At 69.5% G+C, this 23,151-nt stretch carries 19 protein-coding genes; 15 read left to right on the top strand and 4 right to left on the bottom strand.

What is annotated here, in order from left to right; all coding sequences use genetic code 11:
- Positions 1-17: 17 nt before the first annotated feature.
- The 3 genes from J5T34_RS22095 to J5T34_RS22085 all read left to right on the top strand — a co-directional run bounded on the left by J5T34_RS22095 (position 18) and on the right by J5T34_RS22085 (position 2,226).
- A complete protein-coding gene (locus tag J5T34_RS22095; RefSeq protein ID WP_208583018.1) occupies positions 18-341 on the top strand; it encodes a hypothetical protein in 324 nt (107 codons plus the stop codon).
- A 212-nt stretch (positions 342-553) separates the two neighbouring features.
- Positions 554-835 (top strand): helix-turn-helix domain-containing protein, encoded by a 282-nt coding sequence (locus J5T34_RS22090; RefSeq protein ID WP_208583017.1) that lies wholly within the window; start codon positions 554-556, stop codon positions 833-835.
- An 11-nt stretch (positions 836-846) separates the two neighbouring features.
- The gene (locus J5T34_RS22085; protein WP_208583016.1) at positions 847-2,226 is read left to right on the top strand and encodes a type II toxin-antitoxin system HipA family toxin; all 1,380 of its coding nucleotides are present in this window, start codon (positions 847-849) and stop codon (positions 2,224-2,226) included.
- Between the two features lie 35 nt (positions 2,227-2,261).
- Here J5T34_RS22085 and J5T34_RS22080 read toward each other — a convergent pair whose 3' ends face one another.
- Both J5T34_RS22080 and J5T34_RS22075 read right to left on the bottom strand, forming a co-directional pair.
- Positions 2,262-3,017 carry an SDR family NAD(P)-dependent oxidoreductase gene (locus J5T34_RS22080; protein WP_208583015.1) on the bottom strand — a complete coding sequence of 252 codons (756 nt, stop codon included), beginning with the start codon at positions 3,015-3,017 and terminating at the stop codon, positions 2,262-2,264.
- A gap of 159 nt (positions 3,018-3,176) precedes the next feature.
- A complete protein-coding gene (locus tag J5T34_RS22075) occupies positions 3,177-4,136 on the bottom strand; it encodes an AraC family transcriptional regulator (RefSeq protein WP_208583213.1) in 960 nt (319 codons plus the stop codon).
- Between the two features lie 348 nt (positions 4,137-4,484).
- On the opposite strand from J5T34_RS22075, the gene J5T34_RS22070 reads away from it, so the two are divergent.
- Positions 4,485-5,342: an oxidoreductase gene (locus J5T34_RS22070; RefSeq protein WP_208583014.1), complete on the top strand. Its 858-nt coding sequence runs from the start codon at positions 4,485-4,487 to the stop codon at positions 5,340-5,342.
- A gap of 125 nt (positions 5,343-5,467) precedes the next feature.
- Here J5T34_RS22070 and J5T34_RS22065 read toward each other — a convergent pair whose 3' ends face one another.
- Positions 5,468-5,854, bottom strand: coding sequence for a hypothetical protein (locus J5T34_RS22065; protein WP_208583013.1), 387 nt, complete (start codon positions 5,852-5,854; stop codon positions 5,468-5,470).
- Here J5T34_RS22065 and J5T34_RS22060 point away from each other — a divergent pair.
- The 3 genes from J5T34_RS22060 to J5T34_RS22050 are packed head-to-tail and all read left to right on the top strand — an operon-like array spanning position 5,824 to position 9,520.
- Positions 5,824-6,834 carry a gluconate 2-dehydrogenase subunit 3 family protein gene (locus J5T34_RS22060; protein ID WP_244259147.1) on the top strand — a complete coding sequence of 337 codons (1,011 nt, stop codon included), beginning with the start codon at positions 5,824-5,826 and terminating at the stop codon, positions 6,832-6,834. The two genes, J5T34_RS22065 and J5T34_RS22060, sit on opposite strands and share 31 nt — an antisense overlap.
- Positions 6,831-8,600, top strand: coding sequence for a GMC family oxidoreductase (locus J5T34_RS22055; RefSeq protein ID WP_208583012.1), 1,770 nt, complete (start codon positions 6,831-6,833; stop codon positions 8,598-8,600). Before J5T34_RS22060 ends, J5T34_RS22055 begins: the two co-directional genes overlap by 4 nt.
- Positions 8,597-9,520 (top strand): c-type cytochrome, encoded by a 924-nt coding sequence (locus tag J5T34_RS22050; RefSeq protein ID WP_208583011.1) that lies wholly within the window; start codon positions 8,597-8,599, stop codon positions 9,518-9,520. Before J5T34_RS22055 ends, J5T34_RS22050 begins: the two co-directional genes overlap by 4 nt.
- 18 nt (positions 9,521-9,538) lie before the next feature.
- On the opposite strand, the gene J5T34_RS22045 is transcribed toward J5T34_RS22050, so the two are convergent.
- Positions 9,539-10,849 carry a GGDEF domain-containing protein gene (locus J5T34_RS22045; protein ID WP_208583010.1) on the bottom strand — a complete coding sequence of 437 codons (1,311 nt, stop codon included), beginning with the start codon at positions 10,847-10,849 and terminating at the stop codon, positions 9,539-9,541.
- Between the two features lie 431 nt (positions 10,850-11,280).
- Here J5T34_RS22045 and J5T34_RS22040 point away from each other — a divergent pair, with 431 nt between their 5' ends.
- The 8 genes from J5T34_RS22040 (at position 11,281) to J5T34_RS22005 (ending at position 22,805) form a co-directional block, all read left to right on the top strand.
- Entirely contained in the window at positions 11,281-12,063 is a 783-nt protein-coding gene (locus tag J5T34_RS22040; protein WP_208583009.1) for a hypothetical protein, read from the top strand.
- Positions 12,064-12,116: 53 nt separating this feature from the next.
- Positions 12,117-13,598 carry a PelD GGDEF domain-containing protein gene (locus J5T34_RS22035; protein ID WP_244259146.1) on the top strand — a complete coding sequence of 494 codons (1,482 nt, stop codon included), beginning with the start codon at positions 12,117-12,119 and terminating at the stop codon, positions 13,596-13,598.
- Positions 13,591-14,715, top strand: a complete 1,125-nt coding sequence (locus J5T34_RS22030; protein ID WP_208583008.1) for a lipopolysaccharide N-acetylglucosaminyl transferase — start codon at positions 13,591-13,593, stop codon at positions 14,713-14,715. The genes J5T34_RS22035 and J5T34_RS22030 overlap by 8 nt, the downstream gene beginning before the upstream one ends.
- 35 nt (positions 14,716-14,750) lie before the next feature.
- Entirely contained in the window at positions 14,751-16,475 is a 1,725-nt protein-coding gene (gene pelF / locus J5T34_RS22025) for a GT4 family glycosyltransferase PelF (protein ID WP_208583210.1), read from the top strand.
- Positions 16,475-17,845 (top strand): exopolysaccharide Pel transporter PelG, encoded by a 1,371-nt coding sequence (pelG, locus tag J5T34_RS22020; protein WP_208583209.1) that lies wholly within the window; start codon positions 16,475-16,477, stop codon positions 17,843-17,845. The genes pelF and pelG overlap by 1 nt, the downstream gene beginning before the upstream one ends.
- A gap of 173 nt (positions 17,846-18,018) precedes the next feature.
- Complete coding sequence (locus J5T34_RS22015; protein ID WP_208583007.1) at positions 18,019-18,723, top strand: response regulator transcription factor; 705 nt, start codon at positions 18,019-18,021, stop codon at positions 18,721-18,723.
- Positions 18,713-20,416, top strand: a complete 1,704-nt coding sequence (locus J5T34_RS22010; protein ID WP_208583006.1) for a FecR domain-containing protein — start codon at positions 18,713-18,715, stop codon at positions 20,414-20,416. The genes J5T34_RS22015 and J5T34_RS22010 overlap by 11 nt, the downstream gene beginning before the upstream one ends.
- The gene (locus J5T34_RS22005) at positions 20,406-22,805 is read left to right on the top strand and encodes a CHASE2 domain-containing protein (protein WP_347880683.1); all 2,400 of its coding nucleotides are present in this window, start codon (positions 20,406-20,408) and stop codon (positions 22,803-22,805) included. Before J5T34_RS22010 ends, J5T34_RS22005 begins: the two co-directional genes overlap by 11 nt.
- The last annotated feature ends 346 nt before the right edge of the window (positions 22,806-23,151 follow it).

Raw genomic sequence — 23,151 nt, 5'->3', positions numbered from 1 at the left:
TGCAAACGGAGATGCGCATGCAATCCAAATCTACAGACACGGCCAACCCCGTCGCCCCGCAGACCGTCAAGTCGCTGACGCCGGACAAGGGCCCGCTGGAACAGGAGCGCGGCCAGAATCCGGCCGGCGAGGCCGACACGCTGCCGTCGGAGAGCCAGCGCGCGGAAAGCGGCACGCAGGCGCAGCAGGGTCAGCCTGGAAGTCAGCAGGGTGGTCAACAGGCTGGCCAGCAGGGCAGGAAGCCCGGCGTCACGCCAAACGAGATCATGAACGAGCAGGTATCGCCGCCGGACGAACAGGGTGATCGGACGCAGTCGGATCGGCCGCATATTGGCGGTTGACCGCAGCGCTGCCCACACGACATTCCGCCGGCTGTTCTGCCTGGTGCCGCCGGCTGCCCATCTGAGTAGTAAAGTAGTCTAAATCTGTGTTTGACTACTTTGCTACTCATTTTTTTGACATGCAGTGAGTAACAAAGTATCATTTTTTCGGAAAATACTACTTTAGTATCATGCGATCATTGCCTGACATCGCCGCACTGCTACGCAACCGCATGAAGGCGCTTTCGCTGACGCAGAGCGACCTCGGTGCCCAGACCGGCCTGGCTCGCAAAACCGTCAACTCGATGCTTAGTGGGGAGGGTGACTATAAAGTCACCACGCTGCTGGCGGTTCTGGATCGCCTGGGCTATGAACTGGCCATCGTTCCCAAGGGAGCGGCGGCCGGTCTGGCGCAAGAGGGCTCCTTTACGCCAACCGCGCCAGCAGTCAAGACTCGCGTGCAGGCGGCCCGGGAGCGTCTTGCGGCGCGCAAGACGGAGGCTGACAAGTCCTAGGCAAGCAATTCATGAACGTCAAAGCAGTTGGCATCTTCATCGGCAAGGTCCGGGCTGGAGTCCTGTTCCAGTACGCACTCGGCGATTCCCAGGTAGTCAATCGCTTCGTGGCAGACGACGCCTTTGCCGCTATGCGCGATGCGCCGGTGATATCCCTGTCGATGCTGGCCCGCAATCGCGAAGCGCAGCGAGCGCTGTGGGCGGATGTCGGCTCGACGTTGTTCAACGGACGCTTCAGCTCTGCCAATGGCTGGCTGCTTCCGGCGTTCTTCCAAAACATGCTGCCCGAAGGCGTGTTCCGGGATCACGTTGCTGCCCAACGCGGCTGCGACCCCAAGGACCACTTCGAAATGTTGGCCGCCTGTGGCAAGGACCTGCCAGGCAACGTCAATGCGAGGCCGCTCGAGCTGACGCGCGACGAGCTGGCGCACTATGTCACCCAGGACGCCGATTCGGTCGAGATGTCGGTGACTGCGGACCCGATGGACGACGGCGTATCGCTGTCCGGCGTCCAACCCAAGGTCGGCGTGATCCTGCAGGGCGGTCGATATGTGGGACGCACCAAGATGCAGGACACCCACATCATCGCCAAGCTGCCGGTGGTCGGGCAGCCGCTATTGCCCGAACTGGAAGAGCTGTCGCTGCGTCTTGCCGGCGCAGCCGGGGTCAACGTTACCGAAGCGCATCTGGCGCCGTTGGAAGAACTGGCGGTCGAGCACGGTTACGATCTCGGCGATGCCGATGGCCGTACCAACTTCCTTGCCGTGATCCGCTATGACCGCACCCCGCAGGGGCGCATTCATTGCGAAGACTTTGCGCAGATTCTCGAAGTCATGCCCGAGCAGAAGTACCTCGGTGCAAGCTATCTCGATGTCGCCGGCGTGATGATGGAATTCCCGTCGCTCGGCGAGGCTGCCGTGCATGAACTGCTTCGGCGCATCGTCGTCAACGAGATGCTCGGCAACCCGGACATGCACCTGAAGAACATTGGGGTCTATTACCCGGACGGACGCACCCCCGAATTGCCGCCTGCCTATGACATCGTCGGTTACTCCGCGTACAACCGCCGTACCGGCCACGCGCTGCACATCCTGCCTCCCGCATTGAACGAGAAACCGCGCATGTCGGTCAGCGATGCGCGGCAAGGCAAGGCGGCCAAGCCAGGCATTGGCCCGAGCGTTCTGCGGCGCTTCTGCGCGGAGCTCGGTATCCCCGAGAAGCCCGCTGCGGCGGCGATCCGTCATACCGTTGCAGCCGCAGTGGAGCGCTGGCCGGCCATGATCCGGGATTCGCTGCTGACGGAGCCGCAGAAGGCGAGGTTGCTGGAGCATTTCCAGGACCACCCGCTGGTCCAGTCCCTGATGCGGCGGCACGAGCGATCACAGGTTTGACCGGCCGTGCCACCCGACGCCGATGAGCGAGCGCCTCAAACCGCCGTATGCCCCCCATCGGCCATCACCAGCGCGCCGGTGACGAAGCTCGCCTTGTCCGACGCCAGGAAGGCGATCACCTCGGCGATTTCTTCGGGCTGGGCGGCGCGGCCGAGCAGGTTGCTCTTGCCGTGCTCGGCCAGGAACTCGCGGCCGTTCGGCATCTGGTCGTCCAGAATGCCGGTCACGATGTCGCCCGGGCCGACCGCATTGACGCGAATGCCATGCTGGCCGTTTTCCGCCGCCAGCACGCGCGTCAGCTGCGCCACCGCGCCCTTGGAGGCCGCATAGGCGGCGATGGTCGGCAGCGCGACCACGCAGGCGTAGGAGCCGACGTTGACGATGGCGCCGCGCCTGGCGGGCACCATCGCGCGCAGCGCTTCGCGGGCGTGCACGAACATGCCGCGCGCGTTGATCGCGAGGATCTGGTCCCATTCGTCGACCGTCATGTCGGCCACCGTGCGATTGATGATGCGGGCCGCGTTGTTGACCAGAATGTCGAGCCGGCCGAAGCGCGCCATCGCCGCGTCCACGGCCGCGCGTGCGGTGGCTTCCTGCGAGACGTCGCCGGTGATGGCGACGATCTCGCCGTCGATCTCCAGTTCGGCGACCGTGTCCTTGATGTCCTCGGCCACCACGCGTGCGCCGCGGCGGTGAAGCAGTTCCACGGTGGCGCGTCCGACCCCGCCGGCGGCGCCGGTCACGATCGCGACCCGGCCTTCCAGGTCGCGCTGGCTTTGCTGTGCATCCATGATTCGATCTCCGTACAGTGATAGAGGAAGGTTCGCGACGGTCGTTGCCATCGCTTGCCGTCACTGTACGAAGACACGCTGCGCAAGCCCATGCCGGATACTCTGGCGCGCTTGCCTGATCCTATGGAAGCGGCGGCGCCGCGGAACTACGGGCAAGGCTCAGGCCGCCCGCGCCCAGTCCACCCGTGTGCGCAAGGCCATCGCTTCCTTCATCACGCGAACTTCGTCGATGGGGCTGCGGCCGAAGAACCGCTTGAATTCGCGGCTGAACTGCGACGGGCTTTCGTAGCCGACCTGGCTCGCGGCCACCGAGGCATTCATCCCCTGCTGGATCATCAGCATGCGCGCCTTGTGCAGCCGCGTGGCCTTGATGTACTGCAGCGGCGAGGTGCCGGTGACCGATTTGAACGCCGCGTGAAAGGCCGCCGCGCTCATCGCGGCGGTGCCGGCCAGCGTGTCCACCGACAGCGGCTGGTCGTAGCTGGCGTGGATCATTCGCAGTGCCTTGCCGATGCGGCCGAAGTTGCTCTGGTAGGCCAGCGATGCGCGCAAGGCCGCGCCCTGCGGGCCGCACAGCACGCGGAAATAGATCTCGCGCAGGATGGCCGGCGCCAGCACCGCGGTCTCCATCTCGGAGGTCAGGGCCTCCAGCAGCCGCACCACGGCATCGCCGAGCCGGTCGTCGAGCGGGGTCGACTGGATGCCCGATATCTCGTCGGACACCGCCCCCGTCGGCGACGGCACCGACAGCGCCAGCTCGGCCAGCACGCCCAGATCCACGCGGATCGAGATCGCCAGCATCGGGTCGTCCGGCGACGCCTCGGTCTGCGACTCGAACGGAATCGGCAGCGACAGCACCAGGAAATGCTGGGCGTCGTAGACGAACTCGCGCCCGGCGAAGAAGCCCCGCTTGTGGCCCTTGCACATCACGATGATGCAAGGGTCGTAGAGCACCGGCGTGCGCGGCAGCGGGCCGTTGGCGCGCAGGAACTTGACCTCGTCGAGCGCGGACAGCGTGTATCCCTCGGCCGGGGCGAGGCGGCCGATCAGCGCGGCCATGCGGTCTTCGCGCTGGCGCCGGATGCGTTCGACATCCGTGGCTTCCGGCGGCGCGGGCATCAGATCAACGGGACTGGGCAGGCTCTGCATGGTGGCGGGCATTGGACGCGGGAAAGTGTCTGACCGAATCTGCGCGCCAGTGTAGCGCGCCAGTGTAGCGCGCCAGTGTAGCGCGCCAAGGTCACGCTGGAACGATACCCGGCGGCGGATCGCTCGCTGCGTGGCGATTCTGGAGAAACAGGCAAGCCCCGCCGAGCTTTGTTCTAACGGACCGCGGTCCGCGCTCCCTACCATGGCCGCATGTCGTTGCCGTGCCGTTGCTGTCGTTACGTCGTGCGTGGTTGCTGCGTCGGTGCGGCGCCCCGGCAAGGCAGGCGAGTCCATCGATCCACACTTCAGGAGTTCAGCATGAGCAAGACCTGGTTCATCACCGGCGCGGCGCGCGGCATCGGCGCATGCATCGCGAAGGCGGCACTGAGCGCCGGCGACAACGTCGTCGCGACCGGACGCGATCCGCAGCGCATCGAGCAGGCATTGCAGGGGCACGGCGAGCGTCTGCTCGCATTGCGCCTCGATGTCACCGACCCCGCGCAGGCGCGCGACGCGGTCGATCGGGCCGTGGCGACCTTTGGCCGCATCGACGTGCTGGTCAATAACGCCGGCTACGGCCAGCTCGGCATGTTCGAGGAAAACAGTGCCGGCGATGTGGTGCGGCAGTTCGACACCAATGTCCACGGCACCCTGCACGTGACCCGCGCGGTGCTGCCGGTGATGCGGCGTCAGCGCGCCGGCCGCATCTTCAATCTGTCGTCGATCGGCGGCATGGTCGGCTTCGACGGCGCGTCGATCTACTGCGCGGCCAAGTTCGCGGTGGAGGGCTTTTCCGAATCGCTGGCGCTGGAGGTCGCGCGCTTCGGCATCCAGGTCACCATCGTGCAGCCGGGATTCTTCCGCACCGATTTCCTCGATGGCTCGTCGGTGCGCTACGGGGCCGAGGCGATCCCCGACTATGCCCCGGCCTCGGCGGCGCTGCGCGGGGGCTACGACGACTACAGTCACCAGCAGCCGGGCGACCCGGACAAGCTGGCGCGGGCCATCGTCGAACTCGCCGCCGTGCCGCAGGCCCCGTTGCGGTTTGCCGCGGGCACCGACGCGCTGCGCTATATCGGCGACAAGCTGGCCGCCGCACGCGCCGAACTCGAGCAATGGAAGGCGCTGTCGGTGTCGACCGACCACGAGGCCGCGGTGGCGTCATCGACGGCTTGAGGCGATCGGATCGGACCCCATCGCGCGCAGGCGGGAGGCACAAGCGAACGCCCCCCTCCTGCGAGCAGGAGAGGGGCCGAGGAGAGTGGGGGAAGGGTTGCCGGCGTATCCGCCAGCGAGTGGGCTTATTGCGGGGCGCTGGCGCCGCTGCCGGTGGTGCCGGTGCTGCCGCCCGAGCCTGCCGCTGCGCCGGTGCCCGTGCCGCCCGAACCCGTCGAGCCGGCGGTGCCGGTGCCGGTAGTGCCGGTGGCCCCGGTGGTGCCCGATCCGGTCGTGCCGGTGGTGGTGTCGCTCGAGCCTGGCGTGCCCGTCGTGCCGGTGGTGCCGCTGGTACCGGTGCCCGTGCCGGTCCCCGCGCTGCCGGTGGTGTCGCTCGGGACCGGGCCCATCGGCGCGCTGGCCGCGGTGTCGGTGCCGGCGGCATCGTCGCCGCCGCGGTTACAGCCGGCCACCAGGCCGCCCAGCATGGCGACGCTCAAGGTTGCAACAGAAATCCAGTTTCGCTTCGTCATGGTATGGCTCCTATAGTCGTCCCCCATCGGAGGAAGGCAACGGCCGTACCAGGGCACGCCAGGGACCGTACCGCGTGATCCCGACGTGGCCTTGCCACGCTTCTTGCATTCGCTGCGGTTTTTCGAGGAGCGCAGCGATGACCAAACCCTTCACGCCCATGCGGCGCACGCTTCTGAGAGCCCTCGGGGCCGGATTGCCGGCCGGAGCCGCCGCAACGGGACTGGTCCGCGACAGTGCGCTGGCGGCCGAGCCGCGCCCGGCCGGCGCTTCCGCCGCCAGTGCAGGCGGCGTGTCCCATTTTTTCAATGCACGCGAAAGAATTACCGTGGATGCCATCGTGGCGCGGTTGATTCCGAACGACGAACTGGGGCCGGGGGCACGCGAGGCGGGCGTGACGGATTTCCTCGATCGGCAACTGGCCGGCGCCTGGGGCAGCGGCGACCATTTCTATCGGCACGGACCGTTTCAGGCCGGCACACCCGAACAGGGCTACCAGCTCGCGCTGACCCCGGCGCAGGCGTTTCGCGCGGGTTTGGCGGCGGTGGACGAGGTCAGCGCCAAGCGGCATGGCGGCAAATCGTTTGCGCAATTGCAGCCGCGCGAACAGGATGCATTGCTGACGGGGCTGGAGAAGGGCGAGATCGAGCTGGCCGCGCTGCCGGGCAAGGTCTTTTTCCAGATGCTGCTTGACGGCACCATGGAGGGCTTCTTCGGCGATCCGATCCACGGCGGCAATCGCAATATGGCGGGCTGGAAGCTGGTCGGCTTCCCCGGTGTCTATGCCAGCTACTCCAACGATATCGAGCGCCACGGCGTTGCCTATGTGCGCCCACCGATGTCGATCGCGATGGCGCGCGCTTCCGGGCATGGCGCCATGCCCGGCACGAACCGCGGCCCATCCGGGGCCGCGCCCCATGACGCCTCGCACGGCACGTCACCGGCCAAGGCCGCACCGGCCTCCAAGGGAGCGCGGCCATGAGCAAGACCCTCGATCGTGTCGACGCGGTGATCGTCGGCGGCGGCTGGACCGGTTCGGTCATCGGCAAGGAGCTGGCCGCGGCGGGACATCGCGTGGTGATGCTCGAACGCGGCGAGCCGCGCTGGCCCTCGCCCGATTTTCAGGCGCCCGCTGTCCATGACGAACTGCGCTATACGCGCCGGCACGCACTGCATCAGAACACCGCGACCGAGACCTTCACCTTCCGCAACAACACCAGCCAGACCGCCTTGCCGATGCGGCGCTGGCAGTTCGCCTATCCCGGCACGCATCTGGGCGGCTCGGGCAACCACTGGTCCGGCGCCTACTATCGCTTCGATCCGACCGACTTCAAGCTGCGCAGCCACTACGAGCGCCGCTACGGCAAGGGCATCTTCGCGGCGGACCTGACCGCGCAGGACTGGCCGCTGACCTACGACGAGCTCGAGCCGTACTACGACCGCTTCGACTATCTGATCGGCGCCTCGGGCTATGCCGGCAATCTGAGGGGCAAGGTGCAGCCGGGCGGCAATCCGTTCGAGCCGTGGCGCTCGCGGCCGTATCCGAATCCGCCGATGAAGGTCGCGCACGCGTCGGCGCTGTTCGGCGAGGCCGCCGCCAAACTCGGCTATCACCCGTACATCCAGCCGTCGGCGCTGTCGACGCGGCCCTATACCAATACCGAAGGGCTATCGATGAGCGCCTGCGTCTACTGCGGCTTCTGCTCGAACTTCGGCTGCGAGCATTTCGCCAAGGCCTCGCCGCAGGTCTGTATCCTGCCGGCCGCGATGAAGCTCGATACGTTTGCGCTGCGCACCGGTGCTCAGGTGCTGCGCGTCGAGCTCGACAAGGACCGCAAGCTGGCGCGCGGCGTCACCTATGTCGATGCGAGCGGACAGCAGTTCTTCCAGCCCGCGGACATGGTGTTCCTGTGCGCGTTCAGCGTGCACAACGTGCGCCTGCTGCTGCTGTCGGGCATCGGCAAGCCGTACGATCCCGCCACCGGCCAGGGCGTGGTGGGGCGCAACTACACGCACCAGACCACCTCGGGCGTCAATCTGTTCTTCGACGAGAAGACCCACATCAATCCGTTCATGGGCGCGGGCGCGGCGGCCGTGACGATCGACGATTTCAGCGCCGACAACTTCGATCACGGGCCGCTCGGTTTCGTCGGCGGCGGCTATATCCAGATCCAGGTGGTCAGCGGCGCGCCGATCGGTTACCGCCCGACGCCGGTCGGCACCCCCACCTGGGGCAGCGAATGGAAGAAGGCGGTACGCCGCTACTACAACCATTCGGCGTCGATCACCATCACCGGTTCGGCGATGCCGACGCGCGGCAGCTATCTGTCGCTCGATCCGACCTATCGCGATGCCTGGGGCCAGCCGCTGCTGCGCATCACCTACGATCTGCCGGACAACGACATCAAGCTGTCGGCGTTCCTGACCGGCAAGGGCGACCAGATCGGCAAGGCCATGCGCGGGGTGGTCGCCACCGAGCCCGGGCCGCGCAAACGGCCGTTCACCGCCACAAGCTATCAGTCCACCCACCTGAACGGCGGCGCGGCGATGGGCAGCGATCCCGCCAACAGCGTGGTCAACCGCTTCGGCCAATGCTGGGACGTGCCCAATGTGTTCGTCACCGGCGCCTGCCTGTTTCCGCAGAACTCGAACTACAACCCGACCGGCACGGTCGGCGCCACCGCCTACTGGATCGTCGACGCGGTCAAGCGCGACTATGTCAAGGCGCCTGGGAAGCTGATGGCATGAACACACCGGACGAAGGGGAAGCCGGGCGTCGCCGCGCGACCTGGCTGGTGGGCGGCCTGGTGATCGGCATCGGGGCCTTTCCGCTGTATGCGCTGCTGTTCCAGGTCTGGCCCGATCTGTTTGCGCCAAAGCCGCAGCCGCGCCAGGCATCGTCGTCGGTCGGCGCAGCGGGCCAGGCCTCGCCGCCCGCCGCGGCGTCGGCGCCGGCCGGCTCCGGGGCTCCGGCCAGCGAGGCGGCGGCGCGGCGCTCGACGGATTTCCTGCCGAAGGAACCGGCGTGGTCGCAGGCGTTGCGTGCGGCCGGCAAGGACACCGGCAACGACGCCGGCAAGGAAGCGGACAAGCGCGGCGCGACGATCGCCGCCAGCGGCAATGGGGCGGGGGCGATGGCCTGCGTGTCGTGCCATGCCACCGGCGGATCGCCGGGCGCCGCCGGTGCTGCGGTGCCCGCTGGCGCCTTCCCGTCGCTGGTGGGCATGCCCGCCGAATATCTGGCCAAGCAGCTGTTCGACTATCGCGAAGGGCGCCGCGTCGATCCGGTGATGGCACCGATCGCCAAGGCCCTCAAGGACGACGAGATCGCCGCGGTGGCGCGCTATTACGCCAGCCAGCCCGCACCGTCGCTGACGCTGTCGGAAGGCGGGCAATCGGCGGCGCTGACGCTGCACGCGGCAGGCGACAACGGCCGGGCCCTGCCCGCTTGCGCCAATTGCCATGGCGTCGGGGGCGAGGGGCAGGGTTTTCTGTTGCCGCGCCTGACCGGGCAGCCGGCCGATTATCTGGTCAAGCAGCTCGAGGCCTTCCGCACCGGCAGCCGCCACAACGACGACGATGGCGCGATGCGCGGCATCGCGCAGCGGCTGGGCGAGGCCGATGCCCGCGCACTGGCCAGCTTCTACGCGCAGGGCGGGACGCGCTAGGGCTGAATCTGGAGTTGGTCAGCCGCCGACCGACACGCCGCAGGCCACGCGCCACGCCGCCGGTTCGGCGGCTTCGTTGGCGGCCTTGGAAGGGGTCGATGCGGACACGTTGGCGGCGCTGGCCGCCGTGCCGGTGCCGGTAGCGGCGCGGATCACGCGGTTGCGGCCTTCGCGCTTGGCGCGATAGAGCGCGCGGTCGGCTTCGGCGAACAGCCGCTCCCAGCTGCGGCGCGCATCGCTGGCGTCGTCCTCGGCCAGCGCGATGCCGATGCTAACGCTGGCATGCCCGCCGACTTCCTCCGGCAGCGCGATGGCACCGATGCGAGCGCGAATGCGTTCGGCCAGCAGCACCGCTTCCTCTTCGCCGGTGTTCGGGCACAGCAGGCAGAATTCCTCGCCGCCGAAGCGCGCGGCCACGTCGCTGGCGCGGCAGGCGCGGCGCAGCGTCTCGGCGATCCGCACCAGCACCTGGTCGCCCGCCTGATGGCCGGCGCGGTCGTTGACCTGCTTGAAGCGGTCGACGTCGATCACCAGGCAGGACAGCGGCTTGCCGCTGCGGGCGGCGTCCCCGGCCAGCGTCATCGCGGCGTCGTCCAGCGCGCCGCGATGGAACAGCCCGGTCAGCGAATCCAGGCGGGCGCGGTCGCGCTGTTCGGCCAGCTGGCGCTCCGCGCTCAGCAGCGTGAAACCGACCACGCCGGACAGCACCGCGATCAGCATCAGCAGCAGCGGCGCCTGGGCCAGCATGCCGGGCTCGTCGGGCCGCAGCGGGCTCCACGCACCGGCCCCGCCGGCGGCCAGCGCCAGCGCCAGGCACAGGCCCTGCGCCGCCAGTTGCGCGCAGCAGGCGACCCACACCAGCGCGTGGCCGATGGTGTGCGAGCGGCGTTCGCGATTGAGCAGGCGCAGCGCCTGCCAGACCACCAGCGCGGTGATCGCATGGCCGAGCGTGCGGATCGCGCGCTCGGCCATCACGGCATCCTGCACCGTGGCGATCAGCCCGAGCAGCGCCACCGAGGCGATGCCGCCGGCGACCATCGCGCGCAGATGATGCGGGGCCATCGCCATGCCGCTGGCGGCCAGGCCGCGCACCAGCATCAGCTGCGCCGCGAGGCACAACGCTTGCGCGAGCACCGCCCACAGCGGCGCCGGCGCAATCGCGCCGAGCGCCAGCGCCATGCCGCCGAGCGAGGCGAAGGCATGGGCGTCGGTCCAGCGCGCACGGTGGCCCGCTTGCGCGGCGCCGTAGCGCAGGCCGATCGAGATGCCTAACGTGCTGGCGAACAGCACCAGCAAGGTCAGATAGGCAGTTGGCAAATCCGGCGACATTCAATGGTCTCCCTGTTGGCGCGCGGTCCGGCCGCGGCGCCAGTGGTGTAAGGCAATGCGTGCCCGGCCAATGGCCGGCGCAGCGCGAATTCTTGTCAGAGAGCTTGACCCGGATGACGCCGTCGACATTCCCGAAGATGCGGTCCGTGGTCTGGCTCTGTGTTGCCGGCGCGCCGGTTGGCGCAGCCTGATCCCAGATGCAATCGCGGTCCCGCAGCGAGGGCCGCGCATCGAGGCACGGCTTGTGGCTTTTTTGTTGATGGCGATTCTACTGATTGCATCGAACCGCGCGTGTGCGGCATGCCACGTTTGACAATTGTTGACATTCCCTTTTTGTACCGTTCGCTAGGATTCGGCTCGTAGTTACAAATTGATATCCGGGCCCGGGGGAACGACGACGCCGCGTCGTCGAGGCAAAGAACGGGGAAATCATGGGGAAGCAAGACGCGGCGCGCACGACGCCGCTGAGGTCGAGGGCAGGCGTAGCGGCGACGCTGCCTGGCCGCGGGCTGCCGGCTGTGCGTACCGATCGTGCCGGTCGTGCAGACGGCGCCAACGGCGCCGCGCCCGCGCGCGAACGCCTGCTGTCTCCGGCGTGCGCCGCCGGTTTCGCCGGCGCGGTCGCGCTCTGCCTCGCGCTGATGTTCCCGCGCGAGCCGCTGCGCGACCGCCTGCTTGGCAAGGCGCTGCATGCGGGCCGCACGATGGACGGGCGGACGCTGGACTATCTGAAAGCCTGGCTGCGCATCTCGCCGCTCGACGCCGGGCTGGTGGCGGAGCTGGCCGAGCGGTATGCGGGGGAGGCCCGGCTGGACGAAGCGGATGCGCTGCTCGCCCGCATGGAGCCCGCGGTTACCGATGAGGCCGCGCTGCCGATGCTGCGGGCTCGGCTCGATATTGCGCGCCAGCGGGCCAACGCCGCCGCGCCGGACATGCCGGCGCGCGAGCGCTATCGGTCCGAACTGCGCGCGCTGCTGCGGCAGGCCGCGCGGATGCCGGCGCCGCCGTCGGACCTGATTGCCTTCGCTGCGCAGGCGAGGGCGCTGGGCGCCGACGATCTGGAGCTCGCCTTTTATCACGCCCTGGCGTGCCCGCAGCCCTCGCATGCCGCCTTCGCCGGTCATCGCCATCCGGTCGCACCGGTACGTTCCGAGTGGCGCGAGTCCCGCGAGTCCCGCGACGAGGGCCAGCGCCCGCAGCGGGTGCGCGGTTGATGCGGCCGTTTCTGAGAGCCGACAGCCGCGCCGAGCTGTTTCTGGAGAAGCGAATGAGTGCAACCGCAATGGGCGACCGACGTGCGGCCGCGGGCGGGATCGCCGCGGCGCGCCTGGCGGACGATGTCCGCGCGGCATGGCTGGCGCCCGCCAGGGGCGTGGCCAGTGCCCGCAGCGCGATGCTGGAACTGACGGTCCTCATGACCGCGGCGATGGCGCTCGGCTATGCGGCGATGCCCACCAACCCCTTGCTGCTGGACCTGGGCTTTCCGTGGGCCTGGCTGCTGCCGCTGGTGCTGGCGCTGCGCCATGGCACGCTGGCCGGTATCGGCTCGGCGCTGATGCTGCTCGGCGGGTGGTTCCTGTTCCATCAGATCGGTGCCCAGCCGGGGGCGTTTCCGCGCTCGTTCTTCGTCGGCGGGGCGCTGCTGGTGCTGGTGGCCGGACAGTTCGGCGACGTCTGCGCGAGCCGGCAGGCGCGCGCGCGTTCGATCAACCGCTATCTCGACGAACGGCTGGCTGCGCTGACCCGAAGCCACTATCTGCTGCGGATCTCGCACGCGCGCCTCGAAAGCGATCTGCTGGCAAGGCCGACCACGCTGCGCGATACGTTGGCCCAGCTGCGCGCGGCCACCGCAGAGCCGGCCGGTGCCGAGTCGCCGGCGGGGCGGGCGAACCGCCGCGAGCGCTTGCCGGCGCGCCTGGCCGCGGCGGCGCCAATGATGCAGCTGGCCGCGCAGGCGTGTCAGCTCGAGGCGGCCGCGCTCTATCCGTGCGACGGCGAGCGCGTGCTGCCCGAAGCCGCGGCGACCGTCGGGCCCGGCTGCAAGCTCGATGCCGCCGATCCGCTGGTGCGGCGCTGTCTGCAGAGCCGGCAGCTGGTGCATCGCCGCATCGACGGCGGCCATGGCGGCGATGGCGTGCGCAGCCGCTATCTGGCGGTGGCGCCGGTATTGTCCGGCCCCGACCGTCTGATCGGCGTGCTGGTCGTCGAGCGCATGCCCTTTCTGGCGCTGCATCACGACAATCTCGAACTGCTGCTGGTGCTGCTCGGCTACTACGCCGACGGTGTCGAGCATGCCGCGGCGGCGCGCGCGATCGAACGCGCGTTGCCCGATTGTCCGCACGAATTCGCGCTCGACTATGCGCGGCTCGCGCGCCTGCGGCGCGAGGCGGGCATCGCCAGCACCGTCGTCGCGCTTGCCTTCAGCGCCGACGAGCACAGCGCCGACTGGTTCGAACAGGCGGTGCGCAGCGGCCGCGCGCTGGATCTGGCCTGGGCCCGCGACGGCGGCGCGCAGCGCGTGCTGATGACGCTGATGCCGCTGGCCGATGGCGAGGCCGCTTCCGGCTATCTGCTGCGGATCGAACAGATGCTGCAGGCGCAGTTCGGCGTCGACTTCGAACAGGGGCAGATCGCCATCCATACGCTGCCGGTGCCTGCAGATGGCGATCCCGAACCGCTGCGGCGGCTGCTGCAGCGCTGCGAAGGCGGGCAGGCGCGCCACCCGTCGGGGAGCGGCCACGATGCTTGACAGCGTGCTGGCCCTGGCGGGCGGCGCGGCGCAACTGGCGGCGCTGGCGGCGCTGCTGCACGGCGACGGCGGCACCGGCGCGCTGCTCGCGTATCTGGGCATGCAGGCCGCAGCGGCGGCGATGCTCGCGATGCCGCTGCGGCGCCTGCTGGCGCAATCCATCCGCACGCCGTTCCGGCTGGCCTCGGCGTATCTGTTTGTCGCCGGCGCGTTCGTGCCGCTGGGCGGCCTGCTGGTCGTGCTGCTCGGCATCGCGCTCGCGGCGCTGCGGCCGAAGGCGCGCGCTTCCTGCGGGCTGGCTTTCGTGCCGCTGCCCGAGTTCGTCTCCGGCCCAGGGGCGCGGGTGTCGCATGGCGCCGACCGGAACGAGGGTCGCCACGGTTCTGCCCTTCCGGGAAGTCCGGACCGGGCCGCCGGTCGGCTGCGCGCCGAGCTCGCCAATGCCGCCGCATCGGACACGCGCCGCCTGTCCGCGCTGGGCGCGCTGCAGGGGATGCCCGCACGCACGACCAGTCCGCTGCTGCGCGCGCTGCTGGATGACAACATCGACGACGTCCGGCTGCTGGCCTACGGCATGCTCGATGCCGCCGAGCAGCGGCTGACGCGGCAGATCCTGCAGGCGCAGGACTGCCTGCACGCACTGGGCGACGATGGCGATCCGGCCAGCCGGGCCGCCGTGCACGAACGGCTGGCGCAGCTGCACTGGAAGCTGGTCTACCAGAACCTTGCACAGGGCGACGTGCGCAGCCACACGCTCGAGCAGGCCGACCGCCATGCCGAGGCCGCGCTGCAGGCGCTGTCGCAAGCGCCGGGCGCGACGACGTTGTACCTGCGCGCCGCCGACGGTTCCGGCGTGGCCAGTCCCGTGGCCGGCCTGTGGCAGCTGCGCGGCCGGCTCGCGCTGGCGCGCCGCGATCCCGCCGCCGCCCGTGCCGCCCTGCAGCGCGCCACCGCGCTGGGCTTTCCGCGCGAGCGCGCCTTGCCGCTGCTGGCCGAGGCCGCCTATCTGGAGGGCGATTTCGCGGCGGTCGGCGCGGCGATGCGCAGCCTGCGCCAGGCCGCGTCGCTGCCGGCGCTGCCGCAGCTTCAGCCCTTGCTGCGCTACTGGACATCATGAGCACGACCACGCCGAACCCGGCCTTCGCCACCGCCATGTCGCCAGTCCATACCGGCCACGCCGCCTCGAAGCTTGCTGCCGGTGCAGCGGTCGATATCGCGCTGCTGCTCGAAGGGCGCCATCCATTCGCCAATGCCGGCGCGAGCGGCGGTGTGCCCGGCTGGGCCGAGCGCATGATCCGGGCCTTCCCGCAAACCACCTTCGCGATCGTGCTGCTCGGCAATCGGCGCGAGGACTGCGGCGAGATGGCGGGCGCGCTGCCGGACAACGTGCTGCATCTGGAGACGCATTTCCTGCACGACGACGAGCCGGCCGACACGATGCCGCGGCATCGCGCCGACGAACAGGCCTTCGTCGAGGCAGCCCGGCTGCACGACCTGCTGCGTCAGCGCGGCCGCGGCGGGCAGTCCCAGGCGGGCGCCCTGATGCGCGAACTGATGCGCGAACTGATGGACGAGCTGGGCGACGATGGCAGGCTGTCGGAGCACGCGTTCCTGCATAGCCGGCCGGCCTGGGACACCATCGTCGAGCAGTACCGCCGCTACTGCACCGATCCGTCGTTCTCCGACTACTTCTGGACCGTGCGCACGATGCACCGGCCGCTGTGGCGGCTGGCCCGGATCGCGGCGACGCTGATGCCGGCGCGCGTCTACCACGCGGCATCGACCGGCTATGCGGGCTTTCTGGGGGCGATGCTGCGCTACCGGCATGACCGTCCGCTGCTGCTGTCGCAGCACGCGGCGCCGACCCGGGAGCACAGCCTCGATCTGTTCCAGTCCTGCCGGCAGCGTGACAACGGGCATCGCGACGGCGCCGATGCCTTCGCACGCGAGGTCTCGCAGCCGGGCTATTGCCGCGACCTGTGGCTGCGCTTCTTCGAATCGCTGGGCCGCGTCTGCTACGAGGCCGCCGACGAGATCGTCGCGCTCTACGAGGGCAATCGCCGCCGGCAGGTGCAGGACGGCGCGCCGGCGAGCCGCACGCGCACGATCCCGAACGGCATCGACCTGCCCGCGCTGGCGCCGCTGCGCGCGCAGCGGCCCGATACGGTGCCGCAGGTGCTGTGCCTGGTGGGCAAGGTGGTGCCGCGCAAGGACGTCAAGACCTTCATCCGCGCGATGCTGACCGTGGTCAGGCAGTGTCCCGATGCGCAGGGCTGGATCGCCGGACCCGAGGACGAGGATCCGGAATACGCGCGCGAATGCCGCGGCCTGGTGCAAAGCCTGGGGCTTGCCGGCAACGTGCGCTTCCTCGGTCCTCGGCGCCTCGACGCGCTGCTGCCGCAGGTCGGCGTGCTGGTACAGAGTTCGATCAGCGAGGCGTTGCCGCTGGCGGTGCTCGAGGCGTTCGCCGCGGGAGTGCCGTGCGTGGTGACCGATGTCGGCGCCTGCCGCGAACTGATCGACGGCGTCGGCGATGAAGACATGGCGCTCGGCACGGCCGGCGCGGTGGTACGCATCGCGGATCCCGGCGCATTGGCGCGCGAAGCGGTCGCGCTGCTCGGCGATCAAGAGCGTTGGCGCGCGGCGCAACGCGCGGCCATCGTGCGCGCCGAGCGCTATTACACACAGCATGCGACCGTGGCCAGCTATCGGCAGCTGTATCAGCATCTGGCCGCGAAACCGCACGCGGATGCAGGCGGACGCGGCGGCCTCGGCCGTCCGGCGGTGCCGACCACGCTGGCGACACCGGCAACCGCGGCAAAGCCGGCCCGCGAGCGGCTGTCGGCCGGCCGTTGCCCCTTTGCGGGAGCGCCATGATGGTGGACCTGAGCTTTTTCCTGCGCGGCATGCGCGACCGCAACCGCGTCGGCCGCACGCTGCAGGCCTATGGCTTTGCCAGCGTGCTCGCCTGCGGCGCCTGGGTGCTGGCGATCGTCGGCATCCTGCTGATCGGCGTGCTGAGGCTGCCGACCGGATTGCCGCCCGCGCTCGCCATGCAGTTCCAGGTATCGGCGACCTATCTGATCGCCGTCAGCCTGATCTTGACCGGACCGTTGCAGCTGCAACTGGTCCGCTTCGCCGCGGACCGGCTCGCCGAAGGGCGCGACGAACGCGTACTGCCGGGCTTTCATGCCGTGGGGCTGGTCGTGACCGTGCTGGCCGGCCTGTTCGGCGTCGCCTGCGCGCTGTGGGCGTTTCCGCAGCAATCGGCGCTGTATCGCGCATGGATGCTGGCCGCCTTCGTGCTGATGTGCCATGTCTGGATGGCGGTGGTTTTCCTCTCGGGCATGAGGCAATACCGGACGGTCGCCTGCGCCTTCGTGGCCGGCTATGCGGCAGCGGCCCTGGCGGCGCTGGCGCTGCGCGGCTTCGGGCTGGAAGGGCTGCTCGCCGGTTTCGTGATCGGCGAGCTGGTGCTGCTGGCCGGCACGACGATGCAGATCCATCGCCACTATCGCGGCCGGCGCTTGCTGTCGTTCGAGGTGTTGGCGCGGCGCCATCGCTATCCGGGCCTGATGGCGATCGGCCTGCTGTATCCGCTCGGCATCTGGGCCGACAAGTTCCAGTTCTGGTACCACGCGGGCACGGGCGCGCGCGTCATCGGTGCGCTGCGTGCGTCGACGATCTACGACATCCCGGTGTTTCTGGCTTATCTGGCCATCGTGCCGGCGATGGCGGTGTTCCTGCTGCGCATCGAACGGGATTTCGTCGCCCATTACGATGCCTTTGCCGAAGCGGTGCGCGGCGGCGGATCGCTGCAGCGGATCGAGGAGGCGCGCAACGCGATGGTGCGGGCCGTTCGGCTCGGCCTGTACGAGATCGTCAAGGTGCTGGCGATCGCCGCGCTGCTGCTGTTCGCGCTGGGCCGGCCGTTGCTGGCGCTGTTCGGCATGGCCGATCTGTACCTGCCGCTGCTGCATGTCGACGTGGTCGGCGCCGGCCTGTATCTGGTGTTGCTGGCCGCATTGAGCCTCTACTTCTATCTGGACCGGCGCCGCGAAGTGTTGCTGCTCGGCGCGGCCTTCGCGTTGTTGAACGTGGGGCTGACGCAACTGACGCTGACGCTTGGCCCGGCGTGGTACGGCTATGGCTTTGCGGTCGCGGCGCTGATCGTGGTGGCGATCGCGCTGGTGCTGCTGGACCGCCGGCTCGAGCGTCTGGAATATGAAACCTATATGTTGCAGTAATGCGAATCGGGCGGCGAAGATACGGTGATGGCGCGCCGGTTCGGTGACCGACACAGTTACAATTCGACACATTGTATTGAGCGAATCCACGATGTCGCGCCTCTCGTCAACCCCGAGCCGCCGAGCCGCCGAGCCGGGCAGACGAATGACGACGACCTGTAACCGAGAAGAATATGAATATCGCATCGGTCGAAGACGATCCCAGCCAGGCCGAGCTGATCCAGCAGATCCTGGTCAGCGCGGGACATACCTGCGACAGTTTTTCGGGCGGCAAGGCCTTTTTGCGCGCGATGCGCGAACGCTCGTACGATCTGCTGGTGATGGACTGGCAACTGCCCGATATCAGCGGCTATGACGTGGTGACCCACGTCCGGCTGCATTCGGGGCAGTACCCGCCGATCCTGTTCCTGACCAGCCGTTCGCTGGAAGAGGACATCGTCACGGGCCTGGCCGGCGGCGCCGACGACTACATGATCAAGCCCGTGCGGCGCGGCGAACTGCTGGCGCGCGTAGGCGCGCTGCTGCGCCGAAGCTATCCGTCGGCGCCGGCCAACGAGTCGATCGTGGTGGGCGCCTATCGGCTCGACCCCGTCGCGCGCACCGCCAGCCTGAACGGCGTCGAGGTCGATATCGCGCCGCGCGAGTTCGATCTCGCGCTCTATCTGTTCCGCAACATGGACCGGCTGCTGCCGCGCGATGTCGTCGAGCAGGCGGTATGGGGCCGCTCGCTAGGCGCCAGCTCGCGCACGCTCGACACCCATCTGTCCCGGCTGCGCATCAAGCTCGGACTGCGGCCCGAGAACGGCGTGCGGCTCGCCTCGGTGTACTCCTACGGCTATCGTTTCGAGCGCTGCGCGGGGCCGGCCGATGGTGCGTAAGGAAGGCGGGGGCGGGATTGCCGGGGCCATCGGCGCGGCCGCAGCCCTGCGGGTGGCCGTTGCCGCATGGTCGCTGCTGGCATTCGCGCCGGCACAGGCGGGCCCGGCCGGCGCCGACGGCGAATATTTCCTGCATGAGGTCGAGCCGGGCGACACGCTGTTCCGGGTCGCGCAACGCTATACCGGCCGCGCCGATGTCTGGCGCGAACTGAAGACGCTGAACCGCGTCGCCGATCCGTATCGGCTGCCGGTCGGCACCCATGTCCGGATTCCGCTGGCGCGCATTCCGGTGACGGTCGCCAGCGCGCGCGTGGTGTCGGTGGTCGGCCAGGCCGATGCCAATGGCGCCGCGCTGCGGCCCGGCATGCGCGTCGACGAGGCGGCCTGGCTGCAAACCGGCGCCGATGGCCTGGTCACGTTCGAATTGCCGGACGGCAGCCGCGTCGCGATGCCGCCGAACACGCGGCTGCAGGTCAAGCGCCTGCGCGTGTTTGCCGGTACCGGACTGGGCGATACCGTGATGCAGGTCGATCATGGCGGCATCGAGTCGCGCGTCGCCCCCGGCGGAACCGGCGTGGGCCGCTTCGAGGTGCGCACGCCGATGATGGTCACGGGCGTGCGCGGCACCCGCTACGCGGTCGATGCCGGGCAGCCCGGCGAGCCGGGCCAGCGAGCCAACCGCAGCGCGGTGCTGGAGGGCACCGTGGCGGTACGTTCGCGGCGCGCCCGGCGTACGGTCGGGGCCGGCCACGGCGTCGCGGTCGGCGCAGGGGGCGATGCAGTCGTGCACACCCTGCTGGCGCCGCCGACGTTGAGCGCGGTGCCGACCGAGCCGATCTACGCCAGCCACGCCGAAGTGGGCTGGCAGCCCGTCAAGGGCGCGATCGGCTATCAGGTCAGGGTCACGCGCGACGCGGAGCGTACCGAAGCGGTCTTCGCCGGCACCGTCGTACCGGCGGCCGCGGCGCTGACCGGATTGCCCGATGGCCCGGTCTATCTCGAGGTGCGTGCCATCGACAGGAACCGCATTCCCGGCAACGCCGCGATCGCGCCGCTGACGGTGCGGCTCAATCCGCCCGCGCCCTACACGGTCGAGCCGGCGCCGCAAAGCACGGTGCACGGCACCGTGGCCGAATTCCAATGGGCGGCGGTCGACAGCGCCGTCGCGTATCGCTTCGAGATCGCACCGGACGCGACGTTCGGCACGCTGGCCGCGCAGGGCAGCACGCGGGAGGCGTCCGCCCGGCAGACGCTCGCGCCCGGCAACTGGTGGTGGCGCGTGCGTTCGGTCGATGCGAAGGGGCAGGCGGGACCGTGGAGCGCCCCGGTGGCGTTCCGCATTCTGCCGCCGCCGCCGGGCGTCACCGTGGTCGAGGACAACGGCGGCGCGCTGCGCCTGCGCTGGGGCACGGCCGACCAGTCCGAGGCCTTCGCACCGCTGGCCTATCGCGTGCAGCTGGCCGAGGATCCCGGCTTTGCCCGTCCCCTGCAGGACCAGCGCATCGAGTCCGACAACGCGGCGCTGCCGCGTCCGCCGGCCGGCGTCTATTACGTGCGCGTGGCACGCATCGAGCGCGACGGCAGCGAGTCGCCGTTCTCGGCACCGCAACGCATCGAAATCCACGAGCATCTGCGCGACGGCACGGGGGCTCCGATCGGTACTGCCAGCGGCAGTGTGCGCCGTGGCGGATAGCCGCTTCCGCCTGCCCCAGTTGCGCACGGCCGCGGGCAGCGGACTGATCGCGGGCTTTCATCGACGCACGCTGATCGAATGGCTGGCGCTGACCATGCTCGTCATGGTGCTGGCCGCGGTGCGCGCGGACTTCGGCGCGAGCCAGCGGCTGGACCTGGCCGTCTACGACATCGGCATCGCCGCGCAACAGCATGCGCCGCGCGACGACATCCTGATCGTTTCGATCGACGATGAGTCGCTGTCCGCGGTGGGCCGCTGGCCGTGGCGCCGCTCCTTGCTGGCCGGGCTGGTCGATCGGCTGGCCGACGGCGGCGCGCGTGCGATCGGGCTCGACGTGCTGCTGGTCGAGCCGGACTGGCGCCATCCCGAGGACGACGAGGCGCTGGCGGTCAGCATGGCGCGCGCCGGCAACGTGATCATCCCCGCGCTGGCCGAGCCGGTGCGCGACGGCTATCGCCTCAGCTATCCGCTGCCGGCGCTGGGCGCCGATGTGGGCCATATCAATATCGCCACCGATGTCGATGGACTGGCCCGCCATATCTATCTGCAGGAGGGCCTGCCGGGGCAGATGCTCGATCATTTCGTCGTGCGCCTGGTGCAGTTCGGCCAGCCCGATCGCCCGCTGACGAGCTACCGCCAGGTGCCGGTCGACGAGACGCTGGCCGGCGAATGGCATCGCCGCTATCGCCTGGGCATTCCGTTCGCCGGACCGATCGGCACCTTCCGCACGGTGTCGGCGATCGACGTGTTGAGCGGCGCCATTCCGCCCGAGATGTTCCGCGACAAGCTGGTGCTGGTCGGGGCCGGCGCCACCGGCCTTGGCGACATGTTCTCCGCGCCGCTGTCGAAGAACGGCGCCGGCATCAGCGGCGTCGAGCTGCTGGCCAATGCCGCGCAGGCGCTGCTGGACAACAACGGCATCGTGCCGCTGCCACCGGCCTGGTACTGGTCGCTGACGCTGCTGCCGGTGCTGCTGGCCTGCCTGGCGGCGCTGCTGATGTCGCCGCGCGATGCCTTGCTGGTTACCGCCGCGGTAATGGTGGGGCTGTTCGGTGCAAGCGTGGGGCTGATGTATTTCGATCGGCTGTGGTTCTCGCCGGTGCCGGCCATTCTGGCCTGCCTGGTGTTCTATCCGCTGTGGAGCTGGCGCCGGCAGGAATCGGCGCTCAGCTTTCTGTCGGCGGAAGTCGCCCGGCTCGAACGCGAGCCCGCGCTGCCGGGCGGCAAGCGCACGCCGCCGCTGGCCGGCGGCACGCTGGACGCACGCATGAGCGCGCTGTACCGGATGATCACGCGGCAGCGCGACCTGCGCCGCCTGCTGTCGGACGGGCTGGAGAACTTGCCCGATGCCACCGTGATCTGCGATGCCGACGGCAGCATCCTGCTGGCCAATGCCGGCGCGGTTGCGCTGTCCCCGCGGTTGCTGTCGGCGCTCAATACCGAGGGCGGTGCGCGCCCCTTGCTCGACACGCTGATCGCCGACATCTTCGCGCCGCCGCAGGGCGGACTCGATTACTGGGATCGGCTCAAGCGCGCCGCCGACACCGGCGCAGCACCGACGCGCGGCGAGCGCGCCGGGGTCGAGCTGCAGACCCACGACCAGCGCGCGATGCTGCTGCGCGGCGCGCCGCTGCGCGGCAACGCGGGCGAGGTCGCCGGCTTCAGCATCAGCTTCATCGATATCACGCAGGTGCGGCTGGCCGAGCGGCAGCGCGAGGAAACGCTGCGCTTCATCTCGCACGACATGCGCTCGCCGCAGGCGTCGATCCTGGCGCTCGTCGAGCTGCAGGCCGACCCGGCCCGCGCGCTGGAACTGCCGGTGCTGCTCGAACGGATCCGCCATCACGCCGGCCGCACGCTGGCGCTGGCCGACGACTTCATCCAGCTCGCACGCGCCGAGTCGCAGCATCTGCGCTTTGCCGAGATCGACCTGACCACGGTGTTGATGGACGCGGCGGATTCGCTGTGGGCGCTGGGACAGGCGCGGCGCGTGACCGTCGCCGTGCTGACCGGCAACGAGGAGATGATGCTGTATGGCGAAGCGGCGCTGCTGATGCGTGCCGTCTCCAACCTGATCGACAACGCTGTCAAGTACAGCCCGCCGGGCGGCACCGTGACCGTGCGCGCCGGCCGCGTGCGTCACGAGGACGGCAGCGATGGCGGTCTGCTGGTGTCGGTGTCGGATCAGGGGCCCGGCATCGCGCCGGAGGAGCAGGCCCGGCTGTTCCAGCCGTTCAGCCGGCTGCAGGAAGAGGGCCGCCCGGTGCGCGAAGGCAGCGGTCTGGGGCTGCTGTTCGTCAAGACGGTGGTCGAGCGCCACGGCGGCCATGTCGGCGTCGACAGCGCGCCGGGGCGCGGCACGACGTTTACGATCACGCTGCCGGGCTGACGCGCGTATCGGCCGACGCGCGTTGCCCTAGCGATATCGCGCTCCCTCTCCCGCTAGCAATTTCGGGCTCTCTCTCCCGCTCGCGATAACGCGCTCCCTCTCCCGCTTGCGGAGAGGGCCGGGGAGAGGGAACGGGCGGATCAAGCCGTGATGGCGATGGCGAGCGCCGCTGCCCTCTCCCCCAACCCCTCTCCCGCGAGCGGGAGAGGGGAGACAACACACGCACCGGTCGAGCGTCGGCGCTCGTTTCGTTCCGCCTTCGGCCCGCTTGAAACTTCTTCCCCCACGTGTAAGTTTCGCGCCGCCCCGTGCCACCGAAGGGAGACTTCAGGACTCCCGCCCGCCC

The organism is Cupriavidus gilardii (assembly GCF_017598945.1).
GTDB lineage: Bacteria > Pseudomonadota > Gammaproteobacteria > Burkholderiales > Burkholderiaceae > Cupriavidus > Cupriavidus gilardii_E.
The sequence above is the reverse complement of the archived record's forward strand: the minus strand, read 5'-3'. Positions and strand labels throughout refer to the sequence as shown.